This is a genomic window from Streptomyces sp. NPDC000404 (assembly GCF_040300365.1).
Lineage (GTDB): Bacteria > Actinomycetota > Actinomycetes > Streptomycetales > Streptomycetaceae > Streptomyces > Streptomyces ramulosus.
This window is the reverse complement of sequence record NZ_JBEPDN010000012.1, coordinates 218,885-242,424: the sequence shown is the minus strand read 5'-3', so window position 1 is coordinate 242,424 and position 23,540 is coordinate 218,885. Positions and strand designations below refer to the sequence as shown.

Annotated in this window: 25 protein-coding genes; 9 read left to right on the top strand and 16 right to left on the bottom strand. The window is 74.1% G+C overall.

Annotated elements, in window-relative coordinates; all coding sequences use genetic code 11:
• Positions 1 to 33 precede the first annotated feature (33 nt).
• Complete coding sequence (locus ABT345_RS23970; protein WP_345091361.1) at positions 34 to 453, bottom strand: PPOX class F420-dependent oxidoreductase; 420 nt, start codon at positions 451 to 453, stop codon at positions 34 to 36.
• 369 nt (positions 454 to 822) lie between these two features.
• Between ABT345_RS23970 and ABT345_RS23965 the strand changes: the two genes are divergently transcribed.
• Positions 823 to 1,818 (top strand): SDR family NAD(P)-dependent oxidoreductase, encoded by a 996-nt coding sequence (locus tag ABT345_RS23965; protein WP_345091358.1) that lies wholly within the window; start codon positions 823 to 825, stop codon positions 1,816 to 1,818.
• A 133-nt stretch (positions 1,819 to 1,951) separates the two neighbouring features.
• Here the strand turns inward: ABT345_RS23965 and ABT345_RS23960 are convergent, their stop codons facing one another.
• The 5 genes from ABT345_RS23960 to ABT345_RS23940 form a co-directional block, all read right to left on the bottom strand.
• Positions 1,952 to 2,446, bottom strand: a complete 495-nt coding sequence (locus ABT345_RS23960; protein WP_345091355.1) for a peptidylprolyl isomerase — start codon at positions 2,444 to 2,446, stop codon at positions 1,952 to 1,954.
• A 58-nt stretch (positions 2,447 to 2,504) separates the two neighbouring features.
• Complete coding sequence (locus ABT345_RS23955) at positions 2,505 to 2,852, bottom strand: ArsR/SmtB family transcription factor (RefSeq protein ID WP_345091352.1); 348 nt, start codon at positions 2,850 to 2,852, stop codon at positions 2,505 to 2,507.
• A 238-nt stretch (positions 2,853 to 3,090) separates the two neighbouring features.
• Entirely contained in the window at positions 3,091 to 3,516 is a 426-nt protein-coding gene (locus ABT345_RS23950) for an ATP-binding protein (protein ID WP_345091349.1), read from the bottom strand.
• Between the two features lie 121 nt (positions 3,517 to 3,637).
• On the bottom strand, positions 3,638 to 4,513 hold the full coding sequence (locus tag ABT345_RS23945; protein WP_345091347.1) for an ATP-grasp domain-containing protein: 876 nt from the start codon (positions 4,511 to 4,513) through the stop codon (positions 3,638 to 3,640).
• Positions 4,514 to 4,739: 226 nt separating this feature from the next.
• Positions 4,740 to 5,849: a TerD family protein gene (locus tag ABT345_RS23940; protein WP_345091345.1), complete on the bottom strand. Its 1,110-nt coding sequence runs from the start codon at positions 5,847 to 5,849 to the stop codon at positions 4,740 to 4,742.
• A 416-nt stretch (positions 5,850 to 6,265) separates the two neighbouring features.
• On the opposite strand from ABT345_RS23940, the gene ABT345_RS23935 reads away from it, so the two are divergent.
• From ABT345_RS23935 to ABT345_RS23925, 3 genes are all read left to right on the top strand, one after another.
• Positions 6,266 to 7,783 carry an NCS1 family nucleobase:cation symporter-1 gene (locus ABT345_RS23935; protein WP_345091343.1) on the top strand — a complete coding sequence of 506 codons (1,518 nt, stop codon included), beginning with the start codon at positions 6,266 to 6,268 and terminating at the stop codon, positions 7,781 to 7,783.
• A gap of 46 nt (positions 7,784 to 7,829) precedes the next feature.
• Positions 7,830 to 8,564: an aspartate/glutamate racemase family protein gene (locus tag ABT345_RS23930; protein WP_345091340.1), complete on the top strand. Its 735-nt coding sequence runs from the start codon at positions 7,830 to 7,832 to the stop codon at positions 8,562 to 8,564.
• Between the two features lie 231 nt (positions 8,565 to 8,795).
• Complete coding sequence (locus ABT345_RS23925) at positions 8,796 to 9,482, top strand: DUF6197 family protein (RefSeq protein ID WP_345091338.1); 687 nt, start codon at positions 8,796 to 8,798, stop codon at positions 9,480 to 9,482.
• 138 nt (positions 9,483 to 9,620) lie between these two features.
• Here ABT345_RS23925 and ABT345_RS23920 read toward each other — a convergent pair whose 3' ends face one another.
• The gene (locus ABT345_RS23920; protein WP_345091335.1) at positions 9,621 to 10,232 is read right to left on the bottom strand and encodes a phosphatase PAP2 family protein; all 612 of its coding nucleotides are present in this window, start codon (positions 10,230 to 10,232) and stop codon (positions 9,621 to 9,623) included.
• 206 nt (positions 10,233 to 10,438) lie between these two features.
• Here ABT345_RS23920 and ABT345_RS23915 point away from each other — a divergent pair, with 206 nt between their 5' ends.
• Complete coding sequence (locus ABT345_RS23915) at positions 10,439 to 10,822, top strand: BlaI/MecI/CopY family transcriptional regulator (RefSeq protein WP_345091332.1); 384 nt, start codon at positions 10,439 to 10,441, stop codon at positions 10,820 to 10,822.
• Positions 10,822 to 11,742 (top strand): M56 family metallopeptidase, encoded by a 921-nt coding sequence (locus ABT345_RS23910; protein ID WP_345091329.1) that lies wholly within the window; start codon positions 10,822 to 10,824, stop codon positions 11,740 to 11,742. The genes ABT345_RS23915 and ABT345_RS23910 overlap by 1 nt, the downstream gene beginning before the upstream one ends.
• 72 nt (positions 11,743 to 11,814) lie before the next feature.
• Here ABT345_RS23910 and ABT345_RS23905 read toward each other — a convergent pair whose 3' ends face one another.
• Positions 11,815 to 13,272: an APC family permease gene (locus tag ABT345_RS23905; RefSeq protein WP_345091326.1), complete on the bottom strand. Its 1,458-nt coding sequence runs from the start codon at positions 13,270 to 13,272 to the stop codon at positions 11,815 to 11,817.
• A 763-nt stretch (positions 13,273 to 14,035) separates the two neighbouring features.
• Between ABT345_RS23905 and crcB (ABT345_RS23900) the strand changes: the two genes are divergently transcribed.
• The 3 genes from crcB (ABT345_RS23900) to crcB (ABT345_RS23890) are packed head-to-tail and all read left to right on the top strand — an operon-like array spanning position 14,036 to position 15,227.
• Positions 14,036 to 14,521, top strand: coding sequence for a fluoride efflux transporter CrcB (gene crcB, locus ABT345_RS23900; protein ID WP_345091323.1), 486 nt, complete (start codon positions 14,036 to 14,038; stop codon positions 14,519 to 14,521).
• Entirely contained in the window at positions 14,518 to 14,862 is a 345-nt protein-coding gene (locus ABT345_RS23895; RefSeq protein WP_345091321.1) for a DUF190 domain-containing protein, read from the top strand. Before crcB (ABT345_RS23900) ends, ABT345_RS23895 begins: the two co-directional genes overlap by 4 nt.
• Positions 14,859 to 15,227, top strand: a complete 369-nt coding sequence (gene crcB / locus ABT345_RS23890; RefSeq protein ID WP_345091318.1) for a fluoride efflux transporter CrcB — start codon at positions 14,859 to 14,861, stop codon at positions 15,225 to 15,227. Before ABT345_RS23895 ends, crcB (ABT345_RS23890) begins: the two co-directional genes overlap by 4 nt.
• An 85-nt stretch (positions 15,228 to 15,312) precedes the next feature.
• Here crcB (ABT345_RS23890) and ABT345_RS23885 read toward each other — a convergent pair whose 3' ends face one another.
• From ABT345_RS23885 to ABT345_RS23850, 8 genes are all read right to left on the bottom strand, one after another.
• Positions 15,313 to 15,894 carry a TerD family protein gene (locus tag ABT345_RS23885; protein WP_345091316.1) on the bottom strand — a complete coding sequence of 194 codons (582 nt, stop codon included), beginning with the start codon at positions 15,892 to 15,894 and terminating at the stop codon, positions 15,313 to 15,315.
• Between the two features lie 195 nt (positions 15,895 to 16,089).
• Complete coding sequence (locus ABT345_RS23880) at positions 16,090 to 17,421, bottom strand: NADase-type glycan-binding domain-containing protein (RefSeq protein WP_345091313.1); 1,332 nt, start codon at positions 17,419 to 17,421, stop codon at positions 16,090 to 16,092.
• Between the two features lie 5 nt (positions 17,422 to 17,426).
• Entirely contained in the window at positions 17,427 to 17,990 is a 564-nt protein-coding gene (locus tag ABT345_RS23875; protein ID WP_345091310.1) for a phage tail protein, read from the bottom strand.
• Positions 17,987 to 19,945, bottom strand: a complete 1,959-nt coding sequence (locus tag ABT345_RS23870; protein ID WP_345091307.1) for a putative baseplate assembly protein — start codon at positions 19,943 to 19,945, stop codon at positions 17,987 to 17,989. The genes ABT345_RS23875 and ABT345_RS23870 overlap by 4 nt, the downstream gene beginning before the upstream one ends.
• Positions 19,945 to 20,391, bottom strand: coding sequence for a GPW/gp25 family protein (locus ABT345_RS23865; RefSeq protein ID WP_345091304.1), 447 nt, complete (start codon positions 20,389 to 20,391; stop codon positions 19,945 to 19,947). Before ABT345_RS23865 ends, ABT345_RS23870 begins: the two co-directional genes overlap by 1 nt.
• Positions 20,391 to 22,328, bottom strand: coding sequence for a VgrG-related protein (locus tag ABT345_RS23860; protein WP_345091301.1), 1,938 nt, complete (start codon positions 22,326 to 22,328; stop codon positions 20,391 to 20,393). Before ABT345_RS23860 ends, ABT345_RS23865 begins: the two co-directional genes overlap by 1 nt.
• Complete coding sequence (locus ABT345_RS23855; protein ID WP_345091298.1) at positions 22,325 to 23,056, bottom strand: CIS tube protein; 732 nt, start codon at positions 23,054 to 23,056, stop codon at positions 22,325 to 22,327. Before ABT345_RS23855 ends, ABT345_RS23860 begins: the two co-directional genes overlap by 4 nt.
• Positions 23,056 to 23,493, bottom strand: a complete 438-nt coding sequence (locus ABT345_RS23850; RefSeq protein WP_030278852.1) for a phage tail protein — start codon at positions 23,491 to 23,493, stop codon at positions 23,056 to 23,058. The genes ABT345_RS23855 and ABT345_RS23850 overlap by 1 nt, the downstream gene beginning before the upstream one ends.
• Positions 23,494 to 23,540: the final 47 nt, after the last annotated feature.

The following is a 23,540-nucleotide window of genomic DNA, read 5'->3' as shown; positions in this document are numbered from 1 at the left end:
GGATCCGGGGCCCGCGCCCGCTGCGGGCCCCGGTCAACCGGCCTGCGCGCTGTCCTTGAGGGTGCCCCAGCCGTGCCACCGCTCGATCTCGATCCAGCCGGTGACCCGGGCCCGGTCCCGCCGCGGGTACGGGGTGCCGAGGTAGTGGTGGGACAGCCGGTCGATATCGGCCAGGTCCTCGTCCGGGCGCAGCTCGGCGACGCGGCCGATGAGGCTGAGATGGGTGTACCAGTTGCCCTCGTCGAGCACGGTGAGCGTCACCCGCGGATCGGCCCGCAGATGCGTCAGCCGCCGGCGGCCCTCGTCCATGTTGACCATGACCCGGCCGCCGTCCCAGAGGTACCAGGTGGCCGTGGAGACGGGCTGGCCGTCCGGCCGCAGGGTCGCGATGACGGCGGGGTTGGCCTTCGCCAGCACGGCGATCGCCGCCTCGGGCAGCGGAGGCTTCGACATGGGGCACACCTCACGGTCGGGGCCGGTGGACGAGGAACGGGCAGGCGGCGGGCGCCGGGCCCGGCGTCGGGTTCCTCCAAGGGCACGACATGACGCCGGGCAGGCACCGGCCGCCGGGCCCGGCGCCTCGGCACGGCACCGGCCCGCTCCCGGCACATGCTGTCCGCTCCCCGCCCGCACCGCCATCGGGCGGCGGCCGCTCCCGTGAACGGACCCGGAACCGGGCCCCGCCGCCCGCGCCCGCCCACCGCGCGCCGCGGCCCCCGCCGACGTACCGTGGTCCCGGAAATCCCCGCTCCCACCCCGCCCGCCGCCGCCGCGCGGCCGTGCGCCGCCCGGAGGACGCGACGGCGCCACGGAAGGTGCGCCATGACCAGAGCCCGCGACGCGCTGACCGCCGCACCGGACATCGGCGGCCTCACCGCCGTCGTCACCGGCGGCTCCCGGGGCCTGGGCCTCCTCCTCGGCCGCCGCTTCGCGCAGCACGGCTGCCGGGTGGTGCTGCTCGCCCCGGACGCCGCCGAACTCGACCGGGCGGTCCGGCTCGCCGGACGGAGCGCCGGGGGCCCGGTGCGCGGGGTGGTCTGCGACGTCCGGGACGCGGCGGCGGTCGGCGACCGGTTCGCGGAGATCGCCGAGGACGAGGGCGGCATCGACATCGTCGTCGCCCACGCCGGCCTCCTCCAGGTCGGCCCGGCCGCGGCGCTCGGCCCCGACGGCTTCCGCCGGGCCCTGGACGCCGTCTTCACCGGCGCCCTGCACACCGCCCTCGCCGCCCTGCCCCACCTGCGGCGCAGCCCCGTCGGCGGCCGCCTCGGGCTGATCGGGTCGGTGGGCGCGCCGGTGCCCACACCGCATCTGGTGCCCCGCGCCTGCGCCGGATCGGCCGTCGGCGCCCTCGCGGCGGGGCTGCGCGCCGAGGAGGCGGCGCACGGCGTCACCGTCACCGCCGTCCATCCGGGGCCGGTGCGGACCGGTGCGCATGTGCGGGCGTACTTCGGCGGCGACCGGCGGCGGGAGTACGCCTGGTTCTCGGCGCTGGCCGGGCTGCCGCTGCTGTCCGTGGACGCCGAACGGGCCGCGGACCGGATCGTCGCCGGGATGCGGCGCCGCCGCCCGCGGATCGTCCTCACCCCGGCCGCCCGGCTCGGCGCCGTGGCGGGCGGCGTCGCCCCGGTGACCACCGCCCGCCTGATGGCCGCGGTCGCCCGGGCACTGCCCCGCGGCGACGCCCCGGCGACGGTGACCGGCGCCGATGTCGCGGCCGACGACCAGCCGCCCGCGCGCCGGCTGCGCGCCGTCCTCGGCGTGCTGGGCGAACGCGCCGCCGACCGCTGCAACGAGCGCATCCGCAAAGACCGCTGACGCGGGCACCCGCGGCGCGATCCGGCCGGAGATTGGCGCGTTCCCCGCACCGGAAACGGCCGAGCGCGCCGCCCGGCGTGGTGCCGGGGGCGCGCTCGGCCGCGGGGCGGTGGCCCCGTCGGTGGTGCGGGTGTCAGGCGACGACGCCGGACTTCTCGATGGTGACCTTGGCCTTCGGGGCGCCGCTCTGCGAGCCGAGGCCCTCGATCTTCGTCACCAGGTCCTGGCCCTCGACGACCTCGCCGAAGACGACGTGCTTGCCGTCCAGCCACGAGGTGACGACGGTGGTGATGAAGAACTGCGAGCCGTTGGTGTTGCGGCCGGCGTTCGCCATCGACAGCAGGAACGGGCGGTCGTGCTTGAGCTGGAAGTTCTCATCGGCGAACTTCTCGCCGTAGATGCTCTTGCCGCCGGTGCCGTTGTGGTTGGTGAAGTCGCCGCCCTGGAGCATGAACTGCGGAATGACACGGTGGAAGCCGGAACCGGCGTAACCGAAGCCGTGCTCGCCGGTGGCCAGCTGGCGGAAGTTGGCGGCGGTCTTCGGCACGACGTCGTCGTACAGCTTGAAAACGATGCGGCCCGCGGCCTGGCCGTCAATGGTGATGTCGAAAAATACGTTGTTGCTCATGGAGGCATTGTGGCACCCGGGGCGCGGCGCCCCGTGCGCACCCTCCTGCCGCCCCGGGCTACGGCTTCGGGGCCTCGTCCGTGGTCGCCCGGAGATCGGCGAGGAGCTCGGCCTGGCCGGCGAGGACGCCCGTCAAGATCGTCCGGGCGACCCTGAGCAACTCCGCGACCTGCGGGTTGGCCAGGGAGTAGTGGACGGTCGAGCCCTCTTTGCGGGTGGTGACCAGCTTCGCCCGCCGCAGGACCGCGAGCTGCTGGGACAGATGTGCCGGTTCGAGGCCGATCTCGGGCAGCAGCTCCGCCACCGCGTGCTCCCGCTGGCTCAGCAGCTCCAGAACGCGGATGCGTGCCGGATGCCCCAGCGTCTTGAAGAATTCGGCCTTGAGTTGGTACAGCGGCGTGCTCATCGCGCCCCCACTTCTCCGGCGCGGCGGGAGGGCCCGGCCGGGCCCTCCGCGGCGTACCGCGTCCATCCGCTCGTCGACGACATCGGTTCCTCCTCCCGCGCGGTGACGGGCGGCCGACGCGCGCGGGAATCCGAAGCCACCTGAGGCCGACGTGGTGACCTCGGCAATCGCCAAGATTATCAACTCCGCCGGTCACCGCAGGCGGCCCGGCGAGGGCGCCCGGAGGCCCGCGCCCGGCTCACAGCGGCAGAGCGACCCGTACGGTCTTGCCCTTGCCGTCCTCGTCCGGGACCACCCCGGCCGTGCCGCCCAGACCGAGGGTGAGCTCCATGACGGTGGCCAGTCCGCCGCCGTCGCTGCCGACCCGCGCGCCGTACAGCGTCGGCAGGTACGGGTGCCGGTCGTGGACCGCGACGACCAGCCGGTCGCGGCGGGCCGCGTAGACGACGGTCAGCTGGGTGGAGAGCGGCGCGGCGTGCCGGACGCTGTTGGTGACCAGCTCGGCGAGGATCAGCAGCGCCGGGCCGACGGTCGGGTGGTGCGCGCCGATGTGCCACTCCGCGAGGACCTGCTCGGCGGTCTCCCGCGCCACCCGGACCGCGGCGGGAACGGTGGGCAGGGTCAGGACGTGCCGCTGCCGCAGCGATTCCAGCCCCGCGATCACCGTTCCTCCCGGTGGCCGGGCCACAGTGCAAAGCTCATCACGACAGCATCTAACCAATTGCTAACTTTCGCAATTCCGCAGGTCCAGGCGGCGGCCGGGCCCCGCGCGGGCGGGCGGGGCGTCAGCGCGCCGCGGGCTGTGCGGGGACGGTGACCGGGACCGGGAGCGGCGGGGCGGTCAGGGCGCCGGGATCGCGGCGGGCGAGGCGGAGGACGGCGGCGGAGACCCGGGCGACGGCGTCCGGGACCTGACGGAAGCTGGGGAAGTCGTTGATGTCGACGACCACCGGGCCGTCGGGCCCGTACAGGACGTCGACGCCGTAGAGGTCGAGTCCGAAGGCGGCGCCCGTCTCGGCGGTGATCCGGGCGACCTCGGCGGAGAGCGGGACGCACCGCTCGCGGACCGCGTGCCCGGGGTGGAGCGGGGAGCGGCGCTCGGTGGCGAACAGTTCCCCGGCGACGCTGTAGACCTTGAGGTCGGTGCCGGAGTTGGGGACGTAGGGCTGGGCGATCAGCAGCCCGGTGGTGGGTTCGTGGTCCGTGGCGGTCAGCTCGCCCGGATCGCGCACCAGCCGCACGGCACGGCCGGAGCTGCCGTCGGCGGGCTTGACGACCAGCGGGAACTCCGCCTCGGGCAGCCGCGCGAACTCCTGCGCGCGGGCGGCCGCGTACGTCACCGGGACGGGCAGGCCGTGGGTGCGGGCGATGACCGCGGCGAGCGCCTTGTCGCGGACGCCGCGGATGGCCCGGACGTCGTTGACCGTCGTCAGACCGGTGTGGGCGGCGGCCTCCAGCAGGGTGAGGCCGGGGCCGCCGGAGACGGTCTTGAGCACCCAGGCGTCGTGGTCGCCGGCGGTGAGGGCGGAGGTCAGCGGCAGCAGCGCGCGGCCGGGCCGGATGACGTCCACCGTGTGGCCCCAGGCGCCGAGTTGGGCGATCACCTCCCGGGGCATTCCGTCATGGCGGTACTGCTCTTCCACCAGGAAGCAGAGCCTCATCGATGCCACCCCGATCGCCGCACGTCCACCGTCCGCCCGGCAGATCCTTGACCTTTGACAAGCGGATCCTACGTGGGCACCCGGCGCGCGGCCGCCGGGCCCGTCGGGCGGCGGCGCGGGCGGACGCGGCGGCGCCCGGCCGGGGGTGGTGGCCGGGCGCCGCGGCGGTTTCAAGGAGGGCCGGGGGCGCGGCACTTCGCCGCCGCCCGGGCCGCCCGCGGTGGGCTCAGTCCTCGTAGTAGTTGTTGACGATCACATCGGGCTCGTCGTCGTCGAACGCCTCGTTGAGCAGCGCGCCGCCGACCAGACCGGCCGCACCGGCGCCGATGAGCGCGCCGGTGCCGAACCGGCGGCCCTGCTGCGGCTGTTCGGGCTGCGGGTAGCCGGGCTGTGCGGGCGCCGCCTGCGGGTAGCCCGGCTGGGTGGGCTGCTGGGGGTAGCCGGCCTGGGGGTAGCCCTGCTGCGGTGCGGTGTAGTACGGCGGCGGGGTGGTCTGGACGCGCTGGGCGCAGCCGGGGCAGGAGGTGATCTGGCGCGGGACGCCCCACTGCGGCGACCACATGACGGGCGTCGTGCCGGGGCCGTGCGAGGGGTCGAAGAAGCAGGTCATGTCGGTGTCTCCGATCGGTGCGGGGTGGGATGCGGGGTCCGGCACGGTGGCGTGAGCGGCCGGGGGGAAGGCGGCGGGCTCCGGGGGGAGCGGGGGCATGGCGGGCGCGGGCGGCGCCGGGGGCGCGGCGGCCGGTGCCGGGGCGGCAGGTTCGGGGCGCAGGACGTCGACGCCGTAGTCCTGGGCGATGCCGGCGAGCCCGGAGGCGTATCCCTGGCCGATGGCGCGGAACTTCCACTCCGCGCCGTGGCGGTAGAGCTCACCGAAGACCATGGCGGTCTCGGCGCCGCCCGCGCCGTGCAGGTCGTAGCGGGCGAGGGCGGTGCCGTCGGTGCCGGTGACCCGGATGTGGGCGGCGGTGACCTGCGCGAAGCTCTGCCCGCGGGTCTCCGCCTCGTAGAGCGAGACCGGGAAGACGATCTTGGTGACGGCGGCGGGCACCGCGGTGAGGTCGATGTCGATCCGGGCGTCGTCGCCGCTGCCGTCGTTCGGTGCGGCGGCGAGGGTCACCGCGCCCTCGGGGCTGCGGAGGTTGTTGAAGAAGACGAAGTGCTCCTCGGAGAGCACCTTTCCGGAGGCGTCGCACAGCAGCGCGCTCGCGTCCAGGTCGCAGCCGGTGCCTGCGGTGGCTTCGGTCCGCCAGCCCAGCCCCACCCGCACGGCGGTCAGGCCGGGGGCCTGTTTGCTGAGCGACACATTGCCGCCCTTGGTCAGGGCCACCGTCATCTCGTCCTCCACAACTGCCGTCCGGTACGGCGTCCTTCGGTTTCCGCGATCCTATGGTTCCCGGATTGCGCAATGACTGAAGTATGCCTGGTCCGGAGGGGTGATACGGCGCTGACCGGCACACTTCGGCCAGGTGGCGCGAAGGGGTGGCCGATGTCGCCCCGCCGTCGGTCGCCGGACGGCCGTGATGTCGGCCTCATCTGCTGGGCGTGGAGCCGGATCTGGTGTTTGGTATCCCATCAAGGCTCGTCCGCCCTTTACGGCGCTCCCGCAGCCGCATCTTCTGTGACGCACCCCACCTGCGTTTTTCTTCTGCACGCCTCTTGACCGCCGCGTCAAGCCGCCCGTAGCGTCCCCGTCACCTCAGCGGAATTTGATTTCTGTATACCGGAAAATTTTCTGGAAAGGCGGCTGGTGTGACCGCAACGCAGGGCGCATCGCGCACGGAGGGGACGCCGCTCGCCGGCCCGGCGGCGGGCACCGCGGGCACCGACACCAGTCCCCGGCTCTACAACCCCGATCTCGCCCCCACCAAGAAGGCCGGTCGCAGCTGGAGCGGGTACAACGTCTTCACGCTGTGGGCCAACGACGTGCACAGCCTCGGCAATTACGCCTTCGCGATCGGCCTGTTCGCCCTCGGCATGGGCGTCTGGGACATCCTCGCCGCCTTCGTCCTCGCCTCCGTCTTCCTCTTCGGGCTGCTGAGCCTCTCCGGCTACATGGGGGCGAAGACGGGCGTGCCGTTCCCGGTGATGAGCCGGATCGCCTTCGGGATCCGGGGCGCCAAGCTCCCGGCGGTGGTACGCGGCGGCGTGGCCATCGCCTGGTTCGGCATCCAGACCTATCTCGCCTCGTCCGTGCTCTCCACGCTGCTGGTGGCGGTGGCGCCGGGGCTGCGCTCCTGGCAGCAGCACTCGCTGCTCGGTCTGCCGGCGCTCGGTTGGGCCTCCTTCCTCGTGCTCTGGCTCGTCCAGGTGCTGATCGTCAGTTACGGCATGGACGTCATCCGCAAGTACATCGCGGTGGCGGCGCCGGCGGTCCTCGTGACGATGCTGGCGCTGGCGGTGTGGATGTTCGCCAAGGCGGACTGGTCGCTGGCGATGGACGCGGGCCACCCCTTCACCGGCGCGGACCGCTGGCTGCACATCCTGGAGGCGGCGGCGCTGTGGGTCGTCATCTACGGCACCTTCGTCCTCAACTTCTGCGACTTCACCCGCTCCGCCAGATCCCACCGCTCGATCCTGCTGGGCAATCTCATCGGCATCCCCGTCAACATGATGTTCTTCGCCGGCATCGTGGTCGTGCTCAGCGGCGCGCAGTTCAAGATCAACGGCCGGATCATCGCGGGCTCCGACGACATCGTGCGGACGATCCCCAACACCTTCCTGCTGGTCCTGGCCTCGCTGGCGCTCATCGTGCTGACGGTCGCGGTCAACCTCATGGCCAACTTCGTCGCACCCGTCTACGCCCTGGTCAACCTCTTCCCGCAGCGGCTCGACTTCCGCCGCGCGGCCGTCGTCAGCGCCGTCATCGGCCTGGTGATCCTGCCGTGGAACCTCTACGACAGCCCGGTCGTCGTCGAGTACTTCCTCGGCGGGCTCGGGGCGCTGCTCGGCCCGGTATTCGGCATCGTGAAGGCCGACTACTGGCTGATCCGCCGGACCCGCGTGCACGTCCCGCACCTCTACACCGAGGACCCGCGGGCGAGTTACGCCTACCGCTCGGGCGTCAACCCGCGCGCCGTCGCCGCCCTCGTCCCCTCGGCCGCCGTCGCCGTCGCGGTCGCCCTCGTCCCGTACTTCTCCGCCGTCTCCGGCTTCTCGTGGTTCCTCGGCGCGGTGCTCGCCGCGGTGCTCTACGTGGCGGTGCCCGGCCGGGCACGCCACCCGCATGAGGACGTGGACGGCGAGGAGATCGCCGTGCCCAGCGCGTAACGCGCCCCGCTCCACCGAAAACCCCTAGCGAAACAGGAAACCCCTCATGCGGCTGCTGGTCGTCAACGTCAACACCACCGAATCGATGACGCGGAGCATCGGCGCACAGGCGGCGGCCGTCGCCGCGCCCGGCACCGAGATCGTGCCGCTCACCCCGGCGTTCGGCGCCGAGTCCGTCGAGGGCAACTACGAGAGCCACCTCGCGGCCGTCGCCGTCATGGAGACCGTCCGCGCCTACCGGGATCCGTACGACGCGGTGATCCAGGCGGGCTACGGCGAACACGGCCGCGAGGGGCTCCAGGAGCTGCTGGACGTCCCGGTCGTCGACATCACCGAGGCGGCCGCCTCCACGGCGCAGTTCCTGGGGCGCAGCTACTCCGTCGTCACCACGCTCGACCGGGCCGTCCCGCTGATCGAGGACCGGCTCACCCTCGCCGGGCTCGCCGCCCGCTGCGCCTCGGTCCGCGCCAGCGGCCTGGCCGTGCTCGACCTGGAGCGCGACCCGGCGGCCGCGGTCGAGGCGATCGCCGAGGAGGCGGCCCGCGCCGTCGAGCAGGACCGCGCCGAGGTGATCTGCCTGGGCTGCGGCGGCATGTCCGGGCTGGGCGAACGCGTCGTCGAGCGGACCGGCGTGCCCGTGGTGGACGGCGTCGCGGCGGCGGTCACCATCGCCGAATCCCTCGTCCGCCTCGGCCTGAAGACCTCCAAGGCGCGCACCTACGCCCCGCCCCGCCCGAAGCGCTTCCAGGCCTGGCCCCCGGCGGCGGGCGGCCGCGGCTGAGCGCCCGTCACCTCGGAGCGGCGGCCCGCGCGCCGGAGCCCGATCGGCGCGCGGGCCGCGCCGCTCGCCGGAGACCGAACCGGCGCGCCCGGCTCGGGCCTCTTCCGGACGCGAGGCGCACGCGAGACGCGAGGCGCACGTAAGAAGAAAAACCGCAAATAGGGACATAAGGTCTCCGGTGTGCCGCGGTGGTCGCGGCACAGCCATCCCGCGCACCGCGAAGGGGACCTCATGCCCGTCCCGGAGCTGACCGTCACCGCTCTCGACCGGGCCGCCGCCCGCCTGGTGGACGCCGGGCCGGGCCCGGGCGCCGGGCCGGACTCGGCGGGGCGGGATCCCGTCCGCCGGGGCGCCGGCCCGGAATCCGGGGGCGCAAACGCCCGGGAGCGGGCCGCGTGGGACGGCATCGCCGCGGGCTGGGCGCGCACCGCGCCCGCCGATCCGGCGGCCCGGCGGCTGACCCGCGCCACCGTCGACGAACTGGTCGCCGAGGCGCTGCGCGCGGTGCCCCGCCACGGGACCCGCCCGGACGTCGAGGTGCGGCTGCCCGGCCGGTTCGCCCGTGCGCTGCCCGACTGGGCGCACCGCCGCCGCCCGGGCCTGGCCCACCGGCCGAGCACCCAACTCGCCGTCACCGCCGAGATCCTCCGGACCTGGGGCTGGCAGCAGCGCCCGCACCGGCTGCGGGACCGCCGCGGGCGCCGGTGCGTCTGCGGGGCGCTCCTCGGCGCGGTGGCGCTCGGCGTCGGATCGGAGGACGCCGCGGAACGCGCCGCCGCCCACATCCTCGGCGAACTGCGCCACCGCGGCTGGCGGGCGCTGATCGGCGACTGGAACGCGGTACCGGGCCGCACCCGCGAACAGGCCGTCGAACTGGTGACGGCCGCACGGGGGCGCGCCCTGGCCGCGGGGGAGTGAGGGGCGGGGGGGCTGCGGTGCTCCGGGGCGGGAGGACGAGTGGCCCGCGGGTGGAGTGCGGGCGCCCGCGGCCGGCCGGGGCCCGCGCAGGAGGCGGGCGGCGGACGGCCTGAGCCGCCCGCCGCCCGTCGTTCGCCGCTACGCCGCCGTCACCAACGGCCGCAGCCGCGTGGCGTGCAGCCGCTCCACCAGCGGCGCGGCGCGGCCCGCCGGGACGGACACCGCGCAGGCCACGACCGCACCGACCACCAGTCCGGCCGCGACGTCGTGCGGATAGTGCGCGCCCACCCACACCCGGGACGCGGCCATCAGCAGCGCCAGCACCGCGGCGAGCGCGCCGATGCGCCGGTCCACCAGGAGGAGCGCCACGGCGGCGGCGCCGGCGATGGCGGCGTGGTTGCTGGGGAAGGACCAGTCGCCCGGCGGCGGGCACGCCTGGACGGTGACGGCGTGCAGCACCTGGCACGGCCGCCGTTCGTCGAAGACCGCCTTGACCAGGTCGTTGACGAGGTACGCGGCGACGATCGCCACCGGTACGGCCAGCGCCCGCGCCATCCGGGCCGGGTCCTGGGCGGTGCGCGCCCGCCACCAGGCGACGGCCAGGCACAGGGCGAACGCGCCGAGGCCGAAGTCCGTCCACACCGACACCGCGGTGTTCCACGGGGCCGGGGCGTGCGCGGCGAGATCGGTCACCCAGAGGTAGAGCCCCCCGTCGAGGGAGGCTCCGCCGGCGGCGAGCGGAAGGGTCACGGCAGCTCCTTGTGAGCGGAGGAGGGACGGGCGCCGGTGGGCGGGCGCCGTGCGGCGCCCCGCGTGCGGGCCCTTCGGTCCGCCGTCCGCCCCGGAGGGAGGCCTGGACCGGACGGCGTGAGTGTCTACACGCCAGTAGACCGACTACGCCACTGTAGACGACGATATGGGAGGCTGGACGCCATGAGCGGCAGGGAGGAGACCCGATGAGCGGCGCGGACAAGGAACGGCGGCCCGCCGGTGAGCTGGAATCCGGGGTGCTCGCCGTGTTGTGGGCGGCGGACGGTCCGCTCACCCCCGGTCAGGTCCAGCAGGCGCTCGGCGCGTCGCTGGCGCGCACCACGGTCACCACGATCCTCAGCCGCCTCCACGACAAGGGCAGCGTCGTCCGCGCCCGCTCCGGCCGCGGCTACGCCTACGCACCCGCCCAGGACGCCCCCGGGCTGACCGCCCGCCGGATGCACTCGGAGCTGGCGAAGGACGAGGACCGCGGCGCCGTGCTCGCCCGGTTCGTCTCCCAGCTCTCCGACGAGGACGAGCGGCTGCTGCGCTCCCTGCTCGACGAGGGCCCCGCCGGAGACCGCCCGTGATGTCCTTCGTGTGGATCCCGCTGCTCGCGCCGTTCCTCGCCGTCCCGGCGGCCCGGCGGCTGGCCGACGCCCTCGCACCGCGCCGCGCCGCCGCGCTGCTGGTCTGCGTCGCGGTGGGGCTCGCGCTCTGCACCGCGGCGGCGCTGGCGCTGCTGACGGTCCCCGGCGCGTCGTACCTGCCGTGGGTGGCCGCCGCCGGTGACCTGCTCACCCCGCTCACCGACGGTCCGCCCGCCGTGACCGTCGCCCTCTCGGCGGCGGCCGCCGCACTGCTGGGCGCGAGCGCCGTCGCGGTGGCGGTCCGCCTGCGCGCCCACCGCGCCGACCTGCGGGCCGCCCGCGCATGGGCCGGGCCGGCCGGTGGCGAACTGGCCGTGGTGTCCGACGAGCGGCCGGACGCCTTCGCGCTGCCCGGGCGGCCCGACCGGATCGTGGTGACCACCGCGATGCTGGCCGCCCTGGAACCGGCCGAGCACGCGGCGCTCTTCGCCCATGAACGCGCCCATCTGCGCGGCCGTCACCATCTGCTGCTCGCCGCCGCGGACCTCGCCGCCCGCTGCCATCCGGCGCTGCGCGGTCTGTGCGCGCCGCTCGGGTACGCGCTGGAGCGGATCGCCGACGAGGCCGCCGCGGACGCCGTCGGCGACCGGACGCTGACCGCCCGCGCGGTCGGCCGGGCGGCGCTCGCGGGCGGCCCCGCGCCCGGGCCGCGTACGGTCCTGGCCGCCACCGCCGGACCGGTGCCCCGCCGGGTCGCGGCGCTGCTCGGCCGTGAGGTGGGCGCCCGCCCGGCGCCCCGGCTGCGCCGCGCCGTCGCCGCCGGGCTGCTGCTCTGCCTGGTCACCACGGGCGCGGCGGAGCTGAGCGCCGCCGACACCCTGCACGACCACATCGAGGTGGCCCAGGGCGAGTGGCGGTGAGCCGGGGTCCGGCGGGCGCGGGTCGGTGACCGCGCCCGCCGGGCCCGTCCGGGTGTCCGCCCGCCGCACCGCTCAGGCGCCCTCCCCGGCCTCCTCCTCCGGTACCGAGATCACCCAGTGGGTGTCCTGGCGCGGCCGCAGGTAGCACGCCCAGTACAGGGCCGCCGCCGCGACGATCGCGCCGGTGATCGCCAGGCTCTCGGCGCTCTGCTGCCACAGCACCCACACCAGGACCAGTACGAGCAGCGCCGGCACCGCCGGCCACAGCGGCATCCGCCAGGCCGCGCGGTGCCGGTGCGCGCCCCGCCGCGAGACCAGCGCGCCCAGCGCCACGAAGACGTACATCGCCGCGACCGCGACGCCGGTGACCTCGCTCAGCATGTCCAGGTTGACGAAGCACAGGGCCGCACCGGGCACGCCCACCGCCAGCGTCGCGGCCCAGGGGGAGCCGAAGCGCTGCCCGAGGTGGGACAGGAGCCGGCCCACGCCGCTCGGCCAGGCCGCGTCGCGTGCCGAGGCGAAGACCACCCGGGAGTTCTGGATCACCATCACGATCGCCGCGTTGATGATCGCCAGCGCGATGCAGAGGCTGACGAACGTACCGACCGCGGAATTGCTCCAGGACTCCACCATGCCCGCGACATCACCCGAGGTCAGTGTCGCCAGGTCCGGGGCGCCCAGCGTGATCGCGACGACCGGCACCAGCACGACCGCCGCGCCGATGCCCAGCGTCCACAGGACCGTACGGGAGACGTTGCGCCGCGGGTTCTCCATCTCCTCGGCGAGGTACACCGCCGTCGAGAAGCCCTGGAGGATGAAGAGCGCGGTGGCCAGGCCGGTCACCACCAGGCCCGCGGTCAGCGCGGTGCTGTGCCCGTCGGGCGTGGCGATCACCGGGTGCACCAGGACGGACGCCGGGCGGCTGGTGTGGCTGAAGCCGAGGAAGGCGACGACCGCGGCGGCCACCACCTCCAGGACCAGGAAGACGCCGGTGATCCAGGCGTTGGCCCGCAGGTCGAGCAGGCCCATGGCGGTGGCGAGGAGCATCACCGCGGCGGCCGTCCACTGCGGATCGAGCGGGGTCAGCGGGGCCAGGTAGTCGGCGGTGCCCAGCGCGATGATCGGCGGCACGATCATGACGACGATCAGCGACAGCACGAAGACCAGCCAGCCGGCGAGCCGCCCCATCAACGTGCCGACCATCGCGTACTCCCCGCCGGAGCTGGGGATCAGGGTGCCCAGTTCGGAGTAGGCGAACGCGACGCCGATACAGAGCACGGCGGCGATGGCGATGGTGAGCGCGGTGCCGGTGCCCAGCGTCGCGAAGGAGTCCGGCACGATCACGAAGAGCGAGGACGCCGGGGTCAGGCAGGAGAGGGTGAGCAGGGTGCCGCCCACCACGCCGATCGACCGGTTGAGCTTGGGGGCTTCGCCGGCCGCGGCGTCCGTATCCGCTCCGGCCGCCGGCACCGGATGCGGATCCGCCGCGGGGGTCGCGGAGGCAACGGGTGTGGAGGGCGTAGTGGTCATCCGTGTCCCATCGTGCGAGCGGCCGAGGTGCGTGCCGAAGAGGTGGTGCCACGAAGCGGAGCGACCCGGGAAGCGCAGCCGAGGCGCGGTCGCCGTTTCGGTGACCGAATGAAACCCCTGTCCCAGAGGTCCGTCAAGGTTTCATATGAAATTCGCAAGACGACGAAATCCGTTGCGGGGAGGGGGTGATGGGGAGGTATTGGTGTCGTGGTGGAGGTGGCGGAACGGATTCGGTGGTGGCGGTGGGTGGGGGAGTGGCCCCCGGGACGGAGCCGTCCGGAGGCGTCCGGAGCGGGGCCGCAGGCGGGGTGGCGGGCTCGGGCGGAGCGGTGCGGCCGCCGTCGCCCGGCCCGCCGCGGGCGCCGCCGCCGTGCGCGTTCCGTCGCCCGTGGAATCCGTCGCGAAGCCGCGCCGATGCCCGCAGACGGCGCCCGGAACCGCAGGTGACCTGGTGCGGAAGGCGTCCGGTCCGGCCGCACCGGACGGCCGCGGAACCGGCCCGCACGCCCTGCGCCCACCGGCATCCCGCCCCGTGGGAGGCTCCGTACGCGGTACGGGCGCCCGCCTCGTCCCCGTGGATGCTTTTCGGCCAGCCCCCGGTACAGCTCTCCGGCAGCCCGGAGGTACCGTGGAGCCACGCGGCGCCTTCGGGCGCTGCACGGCGGTGGGGCCCGCCGTACCCAACCGCGGCGACATGCCGCCAACGGTCCCTACTTGCGACGATGTGCGCCCGGCGACGGAGCGCCGCGAGTAGGAGAGACGCATGGTGAAGGCCCAGGAACCGGTGTGTGACGACCCCGTTGACCCCGATATCGGCGTCCGCCCGCCCGCGCGGCGCCGCAATCCGCTGAGCGGCCAGGGAGCCGTCGTCGGCGTGGTCGCCCTCGGCGGCGCCCTCGGCGCCTGCGCCCGCTACGGCGCCTCGCTGCTGTGGCCCACCCCGCGCGGCGGCTTCCCCTGGACCACGCTCGCGGTCAACTCCCTCGGCTGCGCCGTCATCGGCGTCTTCATGGTGCTGATCAGCGAGGTCTGGGCCGCCCACCGCCTGGTGCGGCCCTTCTTCGGCACCGGCGTGCTCGGCGGCTTCACCACGTTCTCCACCTACGCCGTGGAGATCCAGCGGCTGATGGCCGACGGCCGGGCCCGCACCGGGCTCGCCTATCTGGCGCTGACCGTCGTCACGGCGCTGGTGTCCGTGACCCTCGCGGCGACGGTCACCCGCCGGGTCGTCGTAGGGAGGCAGAAGTGAGGTTCACCGGATCCGCGCTGCGGGCGACCGTCTACGTCGGGGAGCACGACACCTGGCACCACAAGCCGGTCTTCGTCGAGATCGTCCACCGCGCCCGCGCCGCCGGGCTCGCCGGCGCCTCCGTCTTCCACGGCATCGAGGGCTTCGGCGGCTCGTCCGTCATCCACACCAGCCGCCTGCTGTCGCTCAGCGAGGACCTGCCGGTCGCCGTCGTCCTCATCGACACCGAGGAGCGCATCCGCGGCTTCCTGCCGCAGCTCGACGAGGTGGTGGGCGACGGTCTGGTCACCCTGGACGTCTGCGAAACCCTGCGGTACACGCGGAGCGAGGTGCGCCGGTGAACTGGCTGCTCGTCATCGCCGGCGCCGTGGTCGGCGCCCCGCTGCGTTACCTCACCGACCGCGCCGTCCAGGCACGCCACGACTCGGTGTTCCCCTGGGGCACCTTCACGGTCAACATCTCGGCGTGCGTGATCCTCGGCCTGATCACCGGCGCCGCGGCGTCCGGCGCCGTCCCCCCGCAGGTGCAACTGACCCTGGGCACCGGGCTGTGCGGCGCGCTCTCGACGTACTCGACCTTCTCGTACGAGACGCTGCGGCTGGCCGAGGACGGTGCGCGGTTCCTCGCGGCGGCCAACGTCGCCGCCCAACTCGCCGCGGGTCTCGGCGCCGCGTTCCTGGGCGCGGCGATCGCGGGGGCGTTCTAGGAATCGCCGTCGGAGCGGCACGGTTGCCGCGCCCCCGGGAAGGCGACCGCGCCGCACCCGGTCCCCGCCGGGTGCGGCGCACGCGTCACAGGTGCGCGGCGATGGACGGCATCAGGTCCTGGAAGGTGCGGCCGTTCGCCGGGGAGCCGAGGGCGGCCATCTGCCAGCCCTGGTCCGAGCGGTACACCTTGGCCATGATCTGCGCGGTGTGCGCGCCGCCGCCGTCGAGGGTGTAGCGGGCCAGCTCCTGGCCGGTGGTCTCGTCGACCAGCCGGCAGAAGGCGTTCTGGACCTCCTGGAACGTCTGGCCCGTGAAGGAGTTGACGGTGAAGACGATCTGGTCGACGTTGCCGGGCACCTTCCCGAGGTCCACCAGGATCGACTCGTCGTCACCGCCCTGACCGGCGCCGCCCACGCGGTTGTCGCCGGTGTGCCGGACCGAGCCGTCGTCACTGATCAGATGCTGGAAGAAGACGACGTCGACGGGCTGCTGCCCGGCGAAGAGCACCGCCGAGGCGTCCAGGTCGATCTCCTTGGCGGTGAGCTTGGCCCAGAACCCCTTGCGGCCCGCGGCCTGCCAGCCCAGCCCCATCCGCACGAGGGTGAGCGCGCCGCCGTCGGACTTGCTCAGGCTGATCTTCTGGCCCTTGCTCAGGTTTACGGACATCAGATTCCTCTGTCGTGACGGTGAGCCGGGCGGTGCCACCGGATGACGGGCGTGCCGCGGGCGCGCCCGCCCGGCTGCGGAAACCCAAAATCTACAACACTGTAGAGAAGGTCGGGGCGGTGTGCACGGACCCGGCGCGCGGGCGTGTGCGAAGGGGCCCGCCCGCTCCCGGACGGGCCCCGCGCGCCCGCGTCGTCAGCTCTGGCTGTGCGACGGCCCGAAGAACTCGACCGCGGCGATGGCCACCTGCTTGTCCGGCCCCGTCCCGTACGCCGAGTCCACGGTCAGCCGCACCTTCACCACATCGCCGTAGCGGAACTTCTGGTGCTGGAAACCGCTGCCCTGGTCGAGGTTGATGACCTGGGTGGCGGTGTGCCCGTTGTCCATGGTGATCTGCGCCGTGATCCGGTGCGGCTGCGCCGACTTGTCGAGCGCCTCGGCGTGCGAGGACTCACCTGGTGTGATGCCGATGTCCAGCAGCCGCACCGGGTCCGAGAACCGCGCCTCCAGCCAGTTCCCCGTCCCCGGCGAGACCCCGGGCCCCCACCAGGTGTTGCTGAACGGGTCGAACGCCTGGTCGGGCCCGTGCTTGGCGAACGACCGGGACGCGGTGGCCGCCTCCGGGCTCACCAGCGCCCGCTTGGCGAAGTGGTCCTTGACCGCCTGGATCCCCTCGTCGACGTGGAACAGCCCGAACACGACGAGGCCGAGCGCCGCGGCCGTGACCAGCCACCGCAGGATCCGGCCGAGCTGCCACCGCAGCCGCGGCCGGTCCCCGGCCCACGGCTGCTCCCGGTTGCGGCGGTCGAACAGCCGCCGCCACCACGGCAGCCGGACCGGCCCGTCGGGCGACGACGCCATCCGCATCGCACAGCGGCAGCAGAAGTGCCGGTCCGGCCGGTTGGGCGTACCGCACCAGGGACAGGCCGTCCCGTCCACCGTCTGATACTCGCCCGGCGCCCGGACCTGCGGCCGCGCCGCGATGGGCTGCCCCGGCAGCACGGGCGCCACGGACGGCCGCTCCGGCTCCCCCTGCGGATCGTCGACCGGCACGAGCAACGCCCGGGCGCGGGCCCGCTCGTCCTCGGCCGGATCGGAGGCGCCGGGCAGCGGCGTGGTCCCGGACGCGGTGCCGGACGCGGTCCCGGACGCGGTCCCGGTCCCGGGCGCGGCCGCCGGACCGGGGCCCTCCGCCGCACCGGTGCCGGACGTTCCAAAGGACCCGGCCGTGCCGCCGGTGCCGGAGGAGCCCGCCGTCCGCTCCCGGCCGGTGTCCGCGGTGTCGGATGCGGCGTCCGGCGCGGCCGGGCGGCCCGGGGCGGACGGCAGACCGGCGGTGTCCTCGTCCGGGCCGGGCGGCGGCCGGTGCGCGGCGGCGGCCGGGCGGACGCCGCCGGGCGTCCAGCGCAGGACGGCGCCGCAGGTGTCGCAGAACGGCTGCCCCGCCTCGTGCGGCGTACCGCACTGTTCGCAGGCCGCCGGGCGCGCGTCCTTGCCGGAGGCTCCGGAGGACGGGCTGTTGCTCATGTCGGTCAGGTCCTTTCCGCCGTCAGCACCTCGACGGTGTACGGCATGTGGGCGGGGCGGGCGGCCGCCACGAGGGCGTCCAGCCGGTGGGTGTCCGCGGCGGTCGGCGCGGGCAGCCGGAGCGTGACGTGCAGCCGCGGGCGGGGCTCGCCCGGGGCCGGGCCGCGCGGGCGGGCGCTCCACGCCGCCGCGCCGCTCTCGGAGATCTCCGGTGCGACGCCGAACGCCAGCCGCACCGTCTCCGCCAGCCCGCGGCGGGTGCCGCGCACCCGGTGCAGATGGGCCGCCGCGGCCACCGCGGCCCGCAGCCGCGCCTGACCGGCGGCGTCGCCGTCGTCGATGCCGTCGGTGTCGGCCCCCACCCACCAGCCCAGCCAGCGGGTGAAGTCGGCCGGCGCCAGCGACGGCCGGAAATAGGAGTCCAGGCAGTCCAGGACATTGACGATCGGCGCCAGCACCTCGTCCAGACCCCCGACGAAGTGCTGCGTCAGCGCGTCCTGCGCGAAGACCGCCGGCAGCATCGGGCCCAGCGGCGCCGACGACGCCAGCCCGTCCACCGAGCCCCTCACGACGCGTCCCCGATGACCCGGACCCGGTGGTCGAAGGAGAACACCAGCGACGACGGGTCGAGATCGATCCGGTCCGACTGGTCGCCGCGCCGGCCGGTCAGCGGGTCGGCCGGGTGCAGCAGCACCTCGTCCACCAACTCCACGCCCGGCACCCGCTGGAGCACCGCGAACACCTCGCCCGCCTGCACCGGACGCCCGAACGGCCAGCCGGTGCCGTCCGCGCCGCCGGTCAGCGGATCGAGATGGCGGTAGAGCGCGTCGTGCGCCTCGCGCCGCACCCGGTCCACGTCCACGCCCCGGAACGCGTGCAGCGTGGAGACGACCGTGACGCCCTGGTAGAAGGGCGGGCCCACGGCGAGCCGGGTGCCGATCAGCCGCCGGTCGTCCAGATACCGCGTCACCCGCTCCAGCAGCGAGTCGGCGGGCACCAGTTGCTCGAACCGCAGCCGTCCGCCCGGGTCCGGCACCGCCTGCGGCACCACCAGCACCCGCACCGCGTACGCGCCGTGTTGCTCCTCGTCGCCCGCCAGGCAGGTGATCCGGGCCGTCTCGGGCGCCGCCCGCCGGGCCAGCTCCTCGTAGTCCCGCAGCGTCACCGCGCGGTCCTGCGCCCGCAGCGTGATCGGCGCGCGGGCCCGCGCCTCCTCGACGCTCTCGCCGTCGACCCCGCCGCGCGCCGCCTCCCGGTTGATCACCTCGGCGACGTACGGGACGGAGTCGCGCAGCGCGCGCACCGCGCCCCGGGCGACGTTGCCGGTGCGGCCGCCGCCGGTGCGGTAGCGGCGGGCGCGGATCACGGCGCCCTTCTGCGGCATCGCGCCGTAGCGGCGCAGCGTCCCGTCGGGCTCGCGCACCGACGGGCCGAACGCGATCTCCCCGGTGGTGGCGTCCAGCGTCACATGCCGGTCGTCGGGCCCGGACGCCGCGAAGTGCGGCACCACCTGCCAGTCCGTCCAGCCGTCGTACTCGGCGACCTGGAGGTGGAGCGGCGGGTCGTCGCCGACGACGGGCGTACGGGCCAGCCGCAGCCGCTGGCCGGGCAGCCCGGAGGACTCGCCGAGCGTCTCGTCGTACACCGTCTCGGCGTGCACCGCGGGGACGGTGCCGCCCACCGTGAACGCCTCCGCCGACCGCACCGTGGGCGAGGTGGTGTAGAAGGGCTGGCCGGGCGCCGCCTCGGTGACGCGGCAGCGGATCCAGCCCGCCTCGTTCCGCCCCGACCGGGACAGCACATGGCCGCCGGGCACGTGCAGCACCACGTCACCGGGCCGGTTGAGGCCACCGGTGGAGTCCTGGTCGACCTCGCACGCCGCCCAGCCGTCGGCGGTCCACGCCTCCCACACCAGCGGCGGCTGCCGCGGGTCGACACCGACGCCGTCGACCCGGCTGTCGAGCCGCAGCGCCACCGCGCAGTGCGGCACCGCGGCGCTCAGCCCCAGCAGCATGCAGTCGCCCGGCCGCGGCGCCTCGGCGAAGCAGAGCAGGTCCTGGCCCTCCTGGAGGTCGGCGGTCCGGTCGGTGACCGGCTGCCCCTCGTTCTGCACCGCGAGATGCGCGAGCGAGGACGGCACCACCGTCAGCTCCCGCTCGGTGGCGAAGACCACCGCGTCCTCGTTGTCCGCCCGCACCGTCGCGGTCTCGGTGCCCAGCGGCACCCGCACCGGCTCGTCCTGCGCCGCGGACAGCCAGAACGTCACCGCCGTCCGCGCCGCCGACGGCGGGAAGAGCGTGATGCCGACGAGGTCGAGGAAGGCGAGGTGGTTCTTCTCCGGGACGCGGTTGAGCCGGTAGACGATCTGGTCGGCCATGTGCGCGACGGTCTCCACGAGCGTCACACCGGGGTCGGACACGTTGTGGTCGGTCCACTCCGGGGCGCGCTGCTGGATGTAGCGCTTGGCGTCGTCGACGAACTGCTGGAAGCGCCGGTCGTCGAGGTTCGGGGAAGGCAGGGCCATCAGCGGTCGCTTTCGGTGGACGGGCCGGGGGAGTCGGGGCCGGGATCGGGGCCGTCGTGGGCGGGAATGACGTAGAAGGGGAAGACGAGGTTGCGGGGGTTGTTGGTGCCGCGGATCGTGTAGCGCACATCGATGAAGAGGACGCCCGGCTCGTCGCCGGCGGTCACCTCCACGTCGTGCACCTCGATACGCGGCTCCCACCGGTCGAGGCAGGTGTGCACCTCGTGCTGGATCCGGCCGGCGGTCGCCTCGTTGACCGGGGCGAAGACCATGTCGTGGATGGCGCAGCCGAACTCCGGGCGCATCGGCCGCTCACCGGGCGCCGTCGCCAGCACCAGATGGATGGCCTCCTCCACCTCACGCTCCCCGCTGACCAGGGCGATCCCCCCGGTCGGCGAGATGCGCAGCGGGAACGACCAACCGGATCCGACGAATTGTTCAGGCATCAGATCACCGGCACCCCGTCGACCGTGACATAGCCACCGAGCATGACCTCGGCGGCGACGACCGTCATGTTGCCCGTCGCGAGGAGCTGCATCGCCGCACCGGCGATCACGTTCACATCGGCGCCGCCGGCCAGGTGCAGCATCGCGCCGGCGTCGATCGTGCCCGCCCCGCCCGCGTTCAGGTTGAACATGCCACCGCCCGAAAGGGCCAGGTCGGCGCCGCCCTTGACGGACATCGCACCGCCCGCGGTGAGGCTCATCGCCCCGCCCGCGAACATGTTCATCGCCCCGCCGGCGCGCAGCGACAGATCGCCCTTGGCCTCCACGGACACCGTGGTGTTGCCCTTGATGCTCACGCTTCCGGAGCTGTCCACGGTGATCTGCGTCTTCGTGCGGTCGAGTTCGACGGTCAGCCGGTCGTCCCCGGTCCGCAGCCGCACCCCGCGCTTGCGCAGCCCGCTCTTCTGGCTGAGCAGATCGACGCGGTTGTTCTCCCGGTCGGCGACGGTGTGCCGGCTCGCCTTCCCGCTGAGCCGGTCGTGCAGCGGCACATCGCCGTTCTCCGGCCTGTCCTTGCCGTTGTAGAGCCCGCCGATGACGTACGGATGATCCAGCGCCCCGCGGTCGAACGCCACCAGGACCTCGTCCTTGACGTCCAGCGGCATGATGCCGCCGCCGTTCACGCCGCCCAGCTGCACGGTGCGCGTCCAGTCGCTGACGTACGTGTCGTCCAGCCACGGGAACCGCAGCTTGACCCGGCCCTGTTTCTGCGGGTCCTTCACGTCCGTGACCACCGCGTTCGCGACGGACGGCAGCCGGGAGGCGGCCGCGGTGCCGCCGGACGCCACGCCGTACAGCGACCGCCACTGGCGCCCGCTGACGGTCACCCAGGTCTCGTAGTGCCGCCCGGAGGCGAAGACGTGCCGCACGCCCGTCGCCGTGTACTTGCCCTCGAAGGGTTCGCCGACGTCGGTGAGGGTCACCGGGGTATCCGGCCGCAGTTTCGGCGCGCCGCGCACGGTGACCTCCAGCTCCGCGAAGGACGCCGTGACGTCGTCGGCCAGCGCCTCCGCCGCCCGCTTGACCTGCGCCTGCTGGTCGTAGGGCGTATGCGTCTCGACGAGCGGGGAGGTCGGGAACGCCGCGGCCGCCTTGCCCGGAGTGGTGCCGATGGCGAAGCCGGGGTTGTCCTTCGCCGTCGCCCGCTCCCGCAGCGCCTTCTTGCTCTGCACGTCCCAGCCGCGCGCCTCCGTCCGCGGCACCTGGTCGGCGGCGGTGACGGCGGAGCGGCAGCGCAGGATGTCGACACCAGCCTGGAGGACGTACGGGCTCTTGTCGCCCGGGGTGCTCTCGGAGGGGGCGCCCGACGCCCGGTCGGGGGTGACGAACTGGAACTTCCCGCGCGGGTCGAGGAACATCACCTTCTCGTTCTCGTCCGCGAGGCGGGAGAGGAAGTCCCAGTCGGTGACGTTGTCCTGGGTGAGGAAGTCGTACGTCCCCTTCGTGGCCTCGATCTTGCCGACGGAGATGCCGCTCTGCCCGACCAGCTTCCGGGCGATGGCCGCCGCCGTCATCCGCGTGTAGCCGGCGACCCGGCGCTGACGCAGCATCCGGTGCCCGAGGTCGTAGCCGCGGACGAGGGTGAAGGTGCCGGTGCCGTCGTACTCCGTCTCCAGGGCGGTGACCTCGCCGCTGATCAGCGGGTCCTGCGCGCCCTTGCCGTCGGCGACCGGCGCCAGCGCGACCTTGGTGCCGATCTTGATGCCGGCTTCGCCGAGCAGCTTGCGGTACGGGTCGCGGAAGGTGAGCTGGAAGGCGCCGGGCACGCCGGAGCCGAGGTCCACCCAGGCGTCCGACAGATACGGCAGCAGCCGCTTCGGCAGCGGGCTGCCGCCGATCGTGACGTGGATGACGCTGGAATAGGAGAGCTGGGTCATGCTCCGGTCACCTCCTCGACCGCGGGCAGCATCAGTTCGGTGCCGGGCGACAGCCGTGACGGGTCGTCGATGCCGTTGGCGGTGGCGATGGCCCGCCAGAAACCGGCGTCGCCGTACTCCCGCCAGGCCAGCGACGGCAGCGAGTCCCCGGCCACCAGCCGGTGCACCCGCCGCGCGGTCAGCGCGCCCGAGGTGGGGTTCTGCCCCTTGGTGTCGGTGGGGATCTCGCCCAGCCGCACCTGGCAGGTGGCCCGGATCGGCAGCCCGGTGGTGCCGAACAGCGTGTACGAGACGTCGACGGAGGCCACGTACGCGGTGAAGTGCGCGGTGGAGAAGCCGCCCCACTCGAACACCACCCACGGCGTCGACGGCTGCTTCGCGGTGATGCTCGCGGCCGTCACCTCACAGCAGTCGAGCAGCGCCTCGACCTTCTTCAGGACCTCGTTGCTGTCCGGCTTGTCCGAGGAGTCCAGGAAGATCTCCAGATTCAGCTCCCGGGCGTACGCGCCGATGAACTCGGGGAGCGCACCGTCGCGGATGGCGGGCGCCGGCGTCACCTTCCAGTCGGCGCGCTGGCTCAGCGACAGCTGCGAGGGGTTGAAGTCGAAGCTGAAGGTACGCATCAGCGCGCCGGGCGTGGTGCTCTTGCCGACCGGCGGCTGATGGATGGCGAGTGAGGCGCGGACCAGCGACTTGCCCGCGCCCTTGCCGCCGGAACCCGGCGCCATCACGCACCCCCCGCATCGGTGAAGCCGTGGTGGGTGATCTCCAGGACCTCGGTGGCCACGCCCGGGCTCTCCGGGTCGAGGGACGGCCCCTGCCAGCGGACCGGCAGGACGTCGATGAGCCCCCAGCGGGCGACGACCGAACCGTCCGCCCGCAACGCCGCGATCTGCGCGGTGGGACGGCGCACCCCGGTGGTCACCGACGAGATCCAGGCCGCGACCTTCGAGGTGTCCGGGGTCAGCGGCCGGGTCAGCCGGATGCTGGAGAAGGTGACGCGGGACGGCAGCTGCCAGACGAAGCCGTTGTTGCCGCCCTCCTGGTGGTGCTCGATCTCCACCTCGGAGGCGAGTCCTTCACAGCCGTTGAAGTACCCCAGACTCTCGCCGTCGATGGTCAGGGTGAAGAAGATGGTGGATCCCGGATCGAGATCGCTGGGCATCGCGGCGGCCTTTCTGGTACGGACGTGAGGGCAAAGCGGGGGTGGGC

Bases quoted from the DNA above. Each gene is read 5' to 3' on its own strand.
- ABT345_RS23970 (WP_345091361.1), bottom strand. From the start codon at position 453: ATGTCGAAGCCTCCGCTGCCCGAGGCGGCGATCGCCGTGCTGGCGAAG.
- ABT345_RS23965 (WP_345091358.1), top strand. From the start codon at position 823: ATGACCAGAGCCCGCGACGCGCTGACCGCCGCACCGGACATCGGCGGC.
- ABT345_RS23960 (WP_345091355.1), bottom strand. From the start codon at position 2,446: ATGAGCAACAACGTATTTTTCGACATCACCATTGACGGCCAGGCCGCG.
- ABT345_RS23955 (WP_345091352.1), bottom strand. From the start codon at position 2,852: ATGAGCACGCCGCTGTACCAACTCAAGGCCGAATTCTTCAAGACGCTG.
- ABT345_RS23945 (WP_345091347.1), bottom strand. From the start codon at position 4,513: ATGAGGCTCTGCTTCCTGGTGGAAGAGCAGTACCGCCATGACGGAATG.
- ABT345_RS23940 (WP_345091345.1), bottom strand. From the start codon at position 5,849: ATGACGGTGGCCCTGACCAAGGGCGGCAATGTGTCGCTCAGCAAACAG.
- ABT345_RS23930 (WP_345091340.1), top strand. From the start codon at position 7,830: ATGCGGCTGCTGGTCGTCAACGTCAACACCACCGAATCGATGACGCGG.
- ABT345_RS23925 (WP_345091338.1), top strand. From the start codon at position 8,796: ATGCCCGTCCCGGAGCTGACCGTCACCGCTCTCGACCGGGCCGCCGCC.
- ABT345_RS23915 (WP_345091332.1), top strand. From the start codon at position 10,439: ATGAGCGGCGCGGACAAGGAACGGCGGCCCGCCGGTGAGCTGGAATCC.
- ABT345_RS23910 (WP_345091329.1), top strand. From the start codon at position 10,822: ATGTCCTTCGTGTGGATCCCGCTGCTCGCGCCGTTCCTCGCCGTCCCG.
- ABT345_RS23905 (WP_345091326.1), bottom strand. From the start codon at position 13,272: ATGACCACTACGCCCTCCACACCCGTTGCCTCCGCGACCCCCGCGGCG.
- crcB (WP_345091323.1), top strand. From the start codon at position 14,036: ATGGTGAAGGCCCAGGAACCGGTGTGTGACGACCCCGTTGACCCCGAT.
- ABT345_RS23885 (WP_345091316.1), bottom strand. From the start codon at position 15,894: ATGTCCGTAAACCTGAGCAAGGGCCAGAAGATCAGCCTGAGCAAGTCC.
- ABT345_RS23880 (WP_345091313.1), bottom strand. From the start codon at position 17,421: ATGAGCAACAGCCCGTCCTCCGGAGCCTCCGGCAAGGACGCGCGCCCG.
- ABT345_RS23870 (WP_345091307.1), bottom strand. From the start codon at position 19,945: ATGGCCCTGCCTTCCCCGAACCTCGACGACCGGCGCTTCCAGCAGTTC.
- ABT345_RS23865 (WP_345091304.1), bottom strand. From the start codon at position 20,391: ATGCCTGAACAATTCGTCGGATCCGGTTGGTCGTTCCCGCTGCGCATC.
- ABT345_RS23860 (WP_345091301.1), bottom strand. From the start codon at position 22,328: ATGACCCAGCTCTCCTATTCCAGCGTCATCCACGTCACGATCGGCGGC.
- ABT345_RS23855 (WP_345091298.1), bottom strand. From the start codon at position 23,056: ATGGCGCCGGGTTCCGGCGGCAAGGGCGCGGGCAAGTCGCTGGTCCGC.
- ABT345_RS23850 (WP_030278852.1), bottom strand. From the start codon at position 23,493: ATGCCCAGCGATCTCGATCCGGGATCCACCATCTTCTTCACCCTGACC.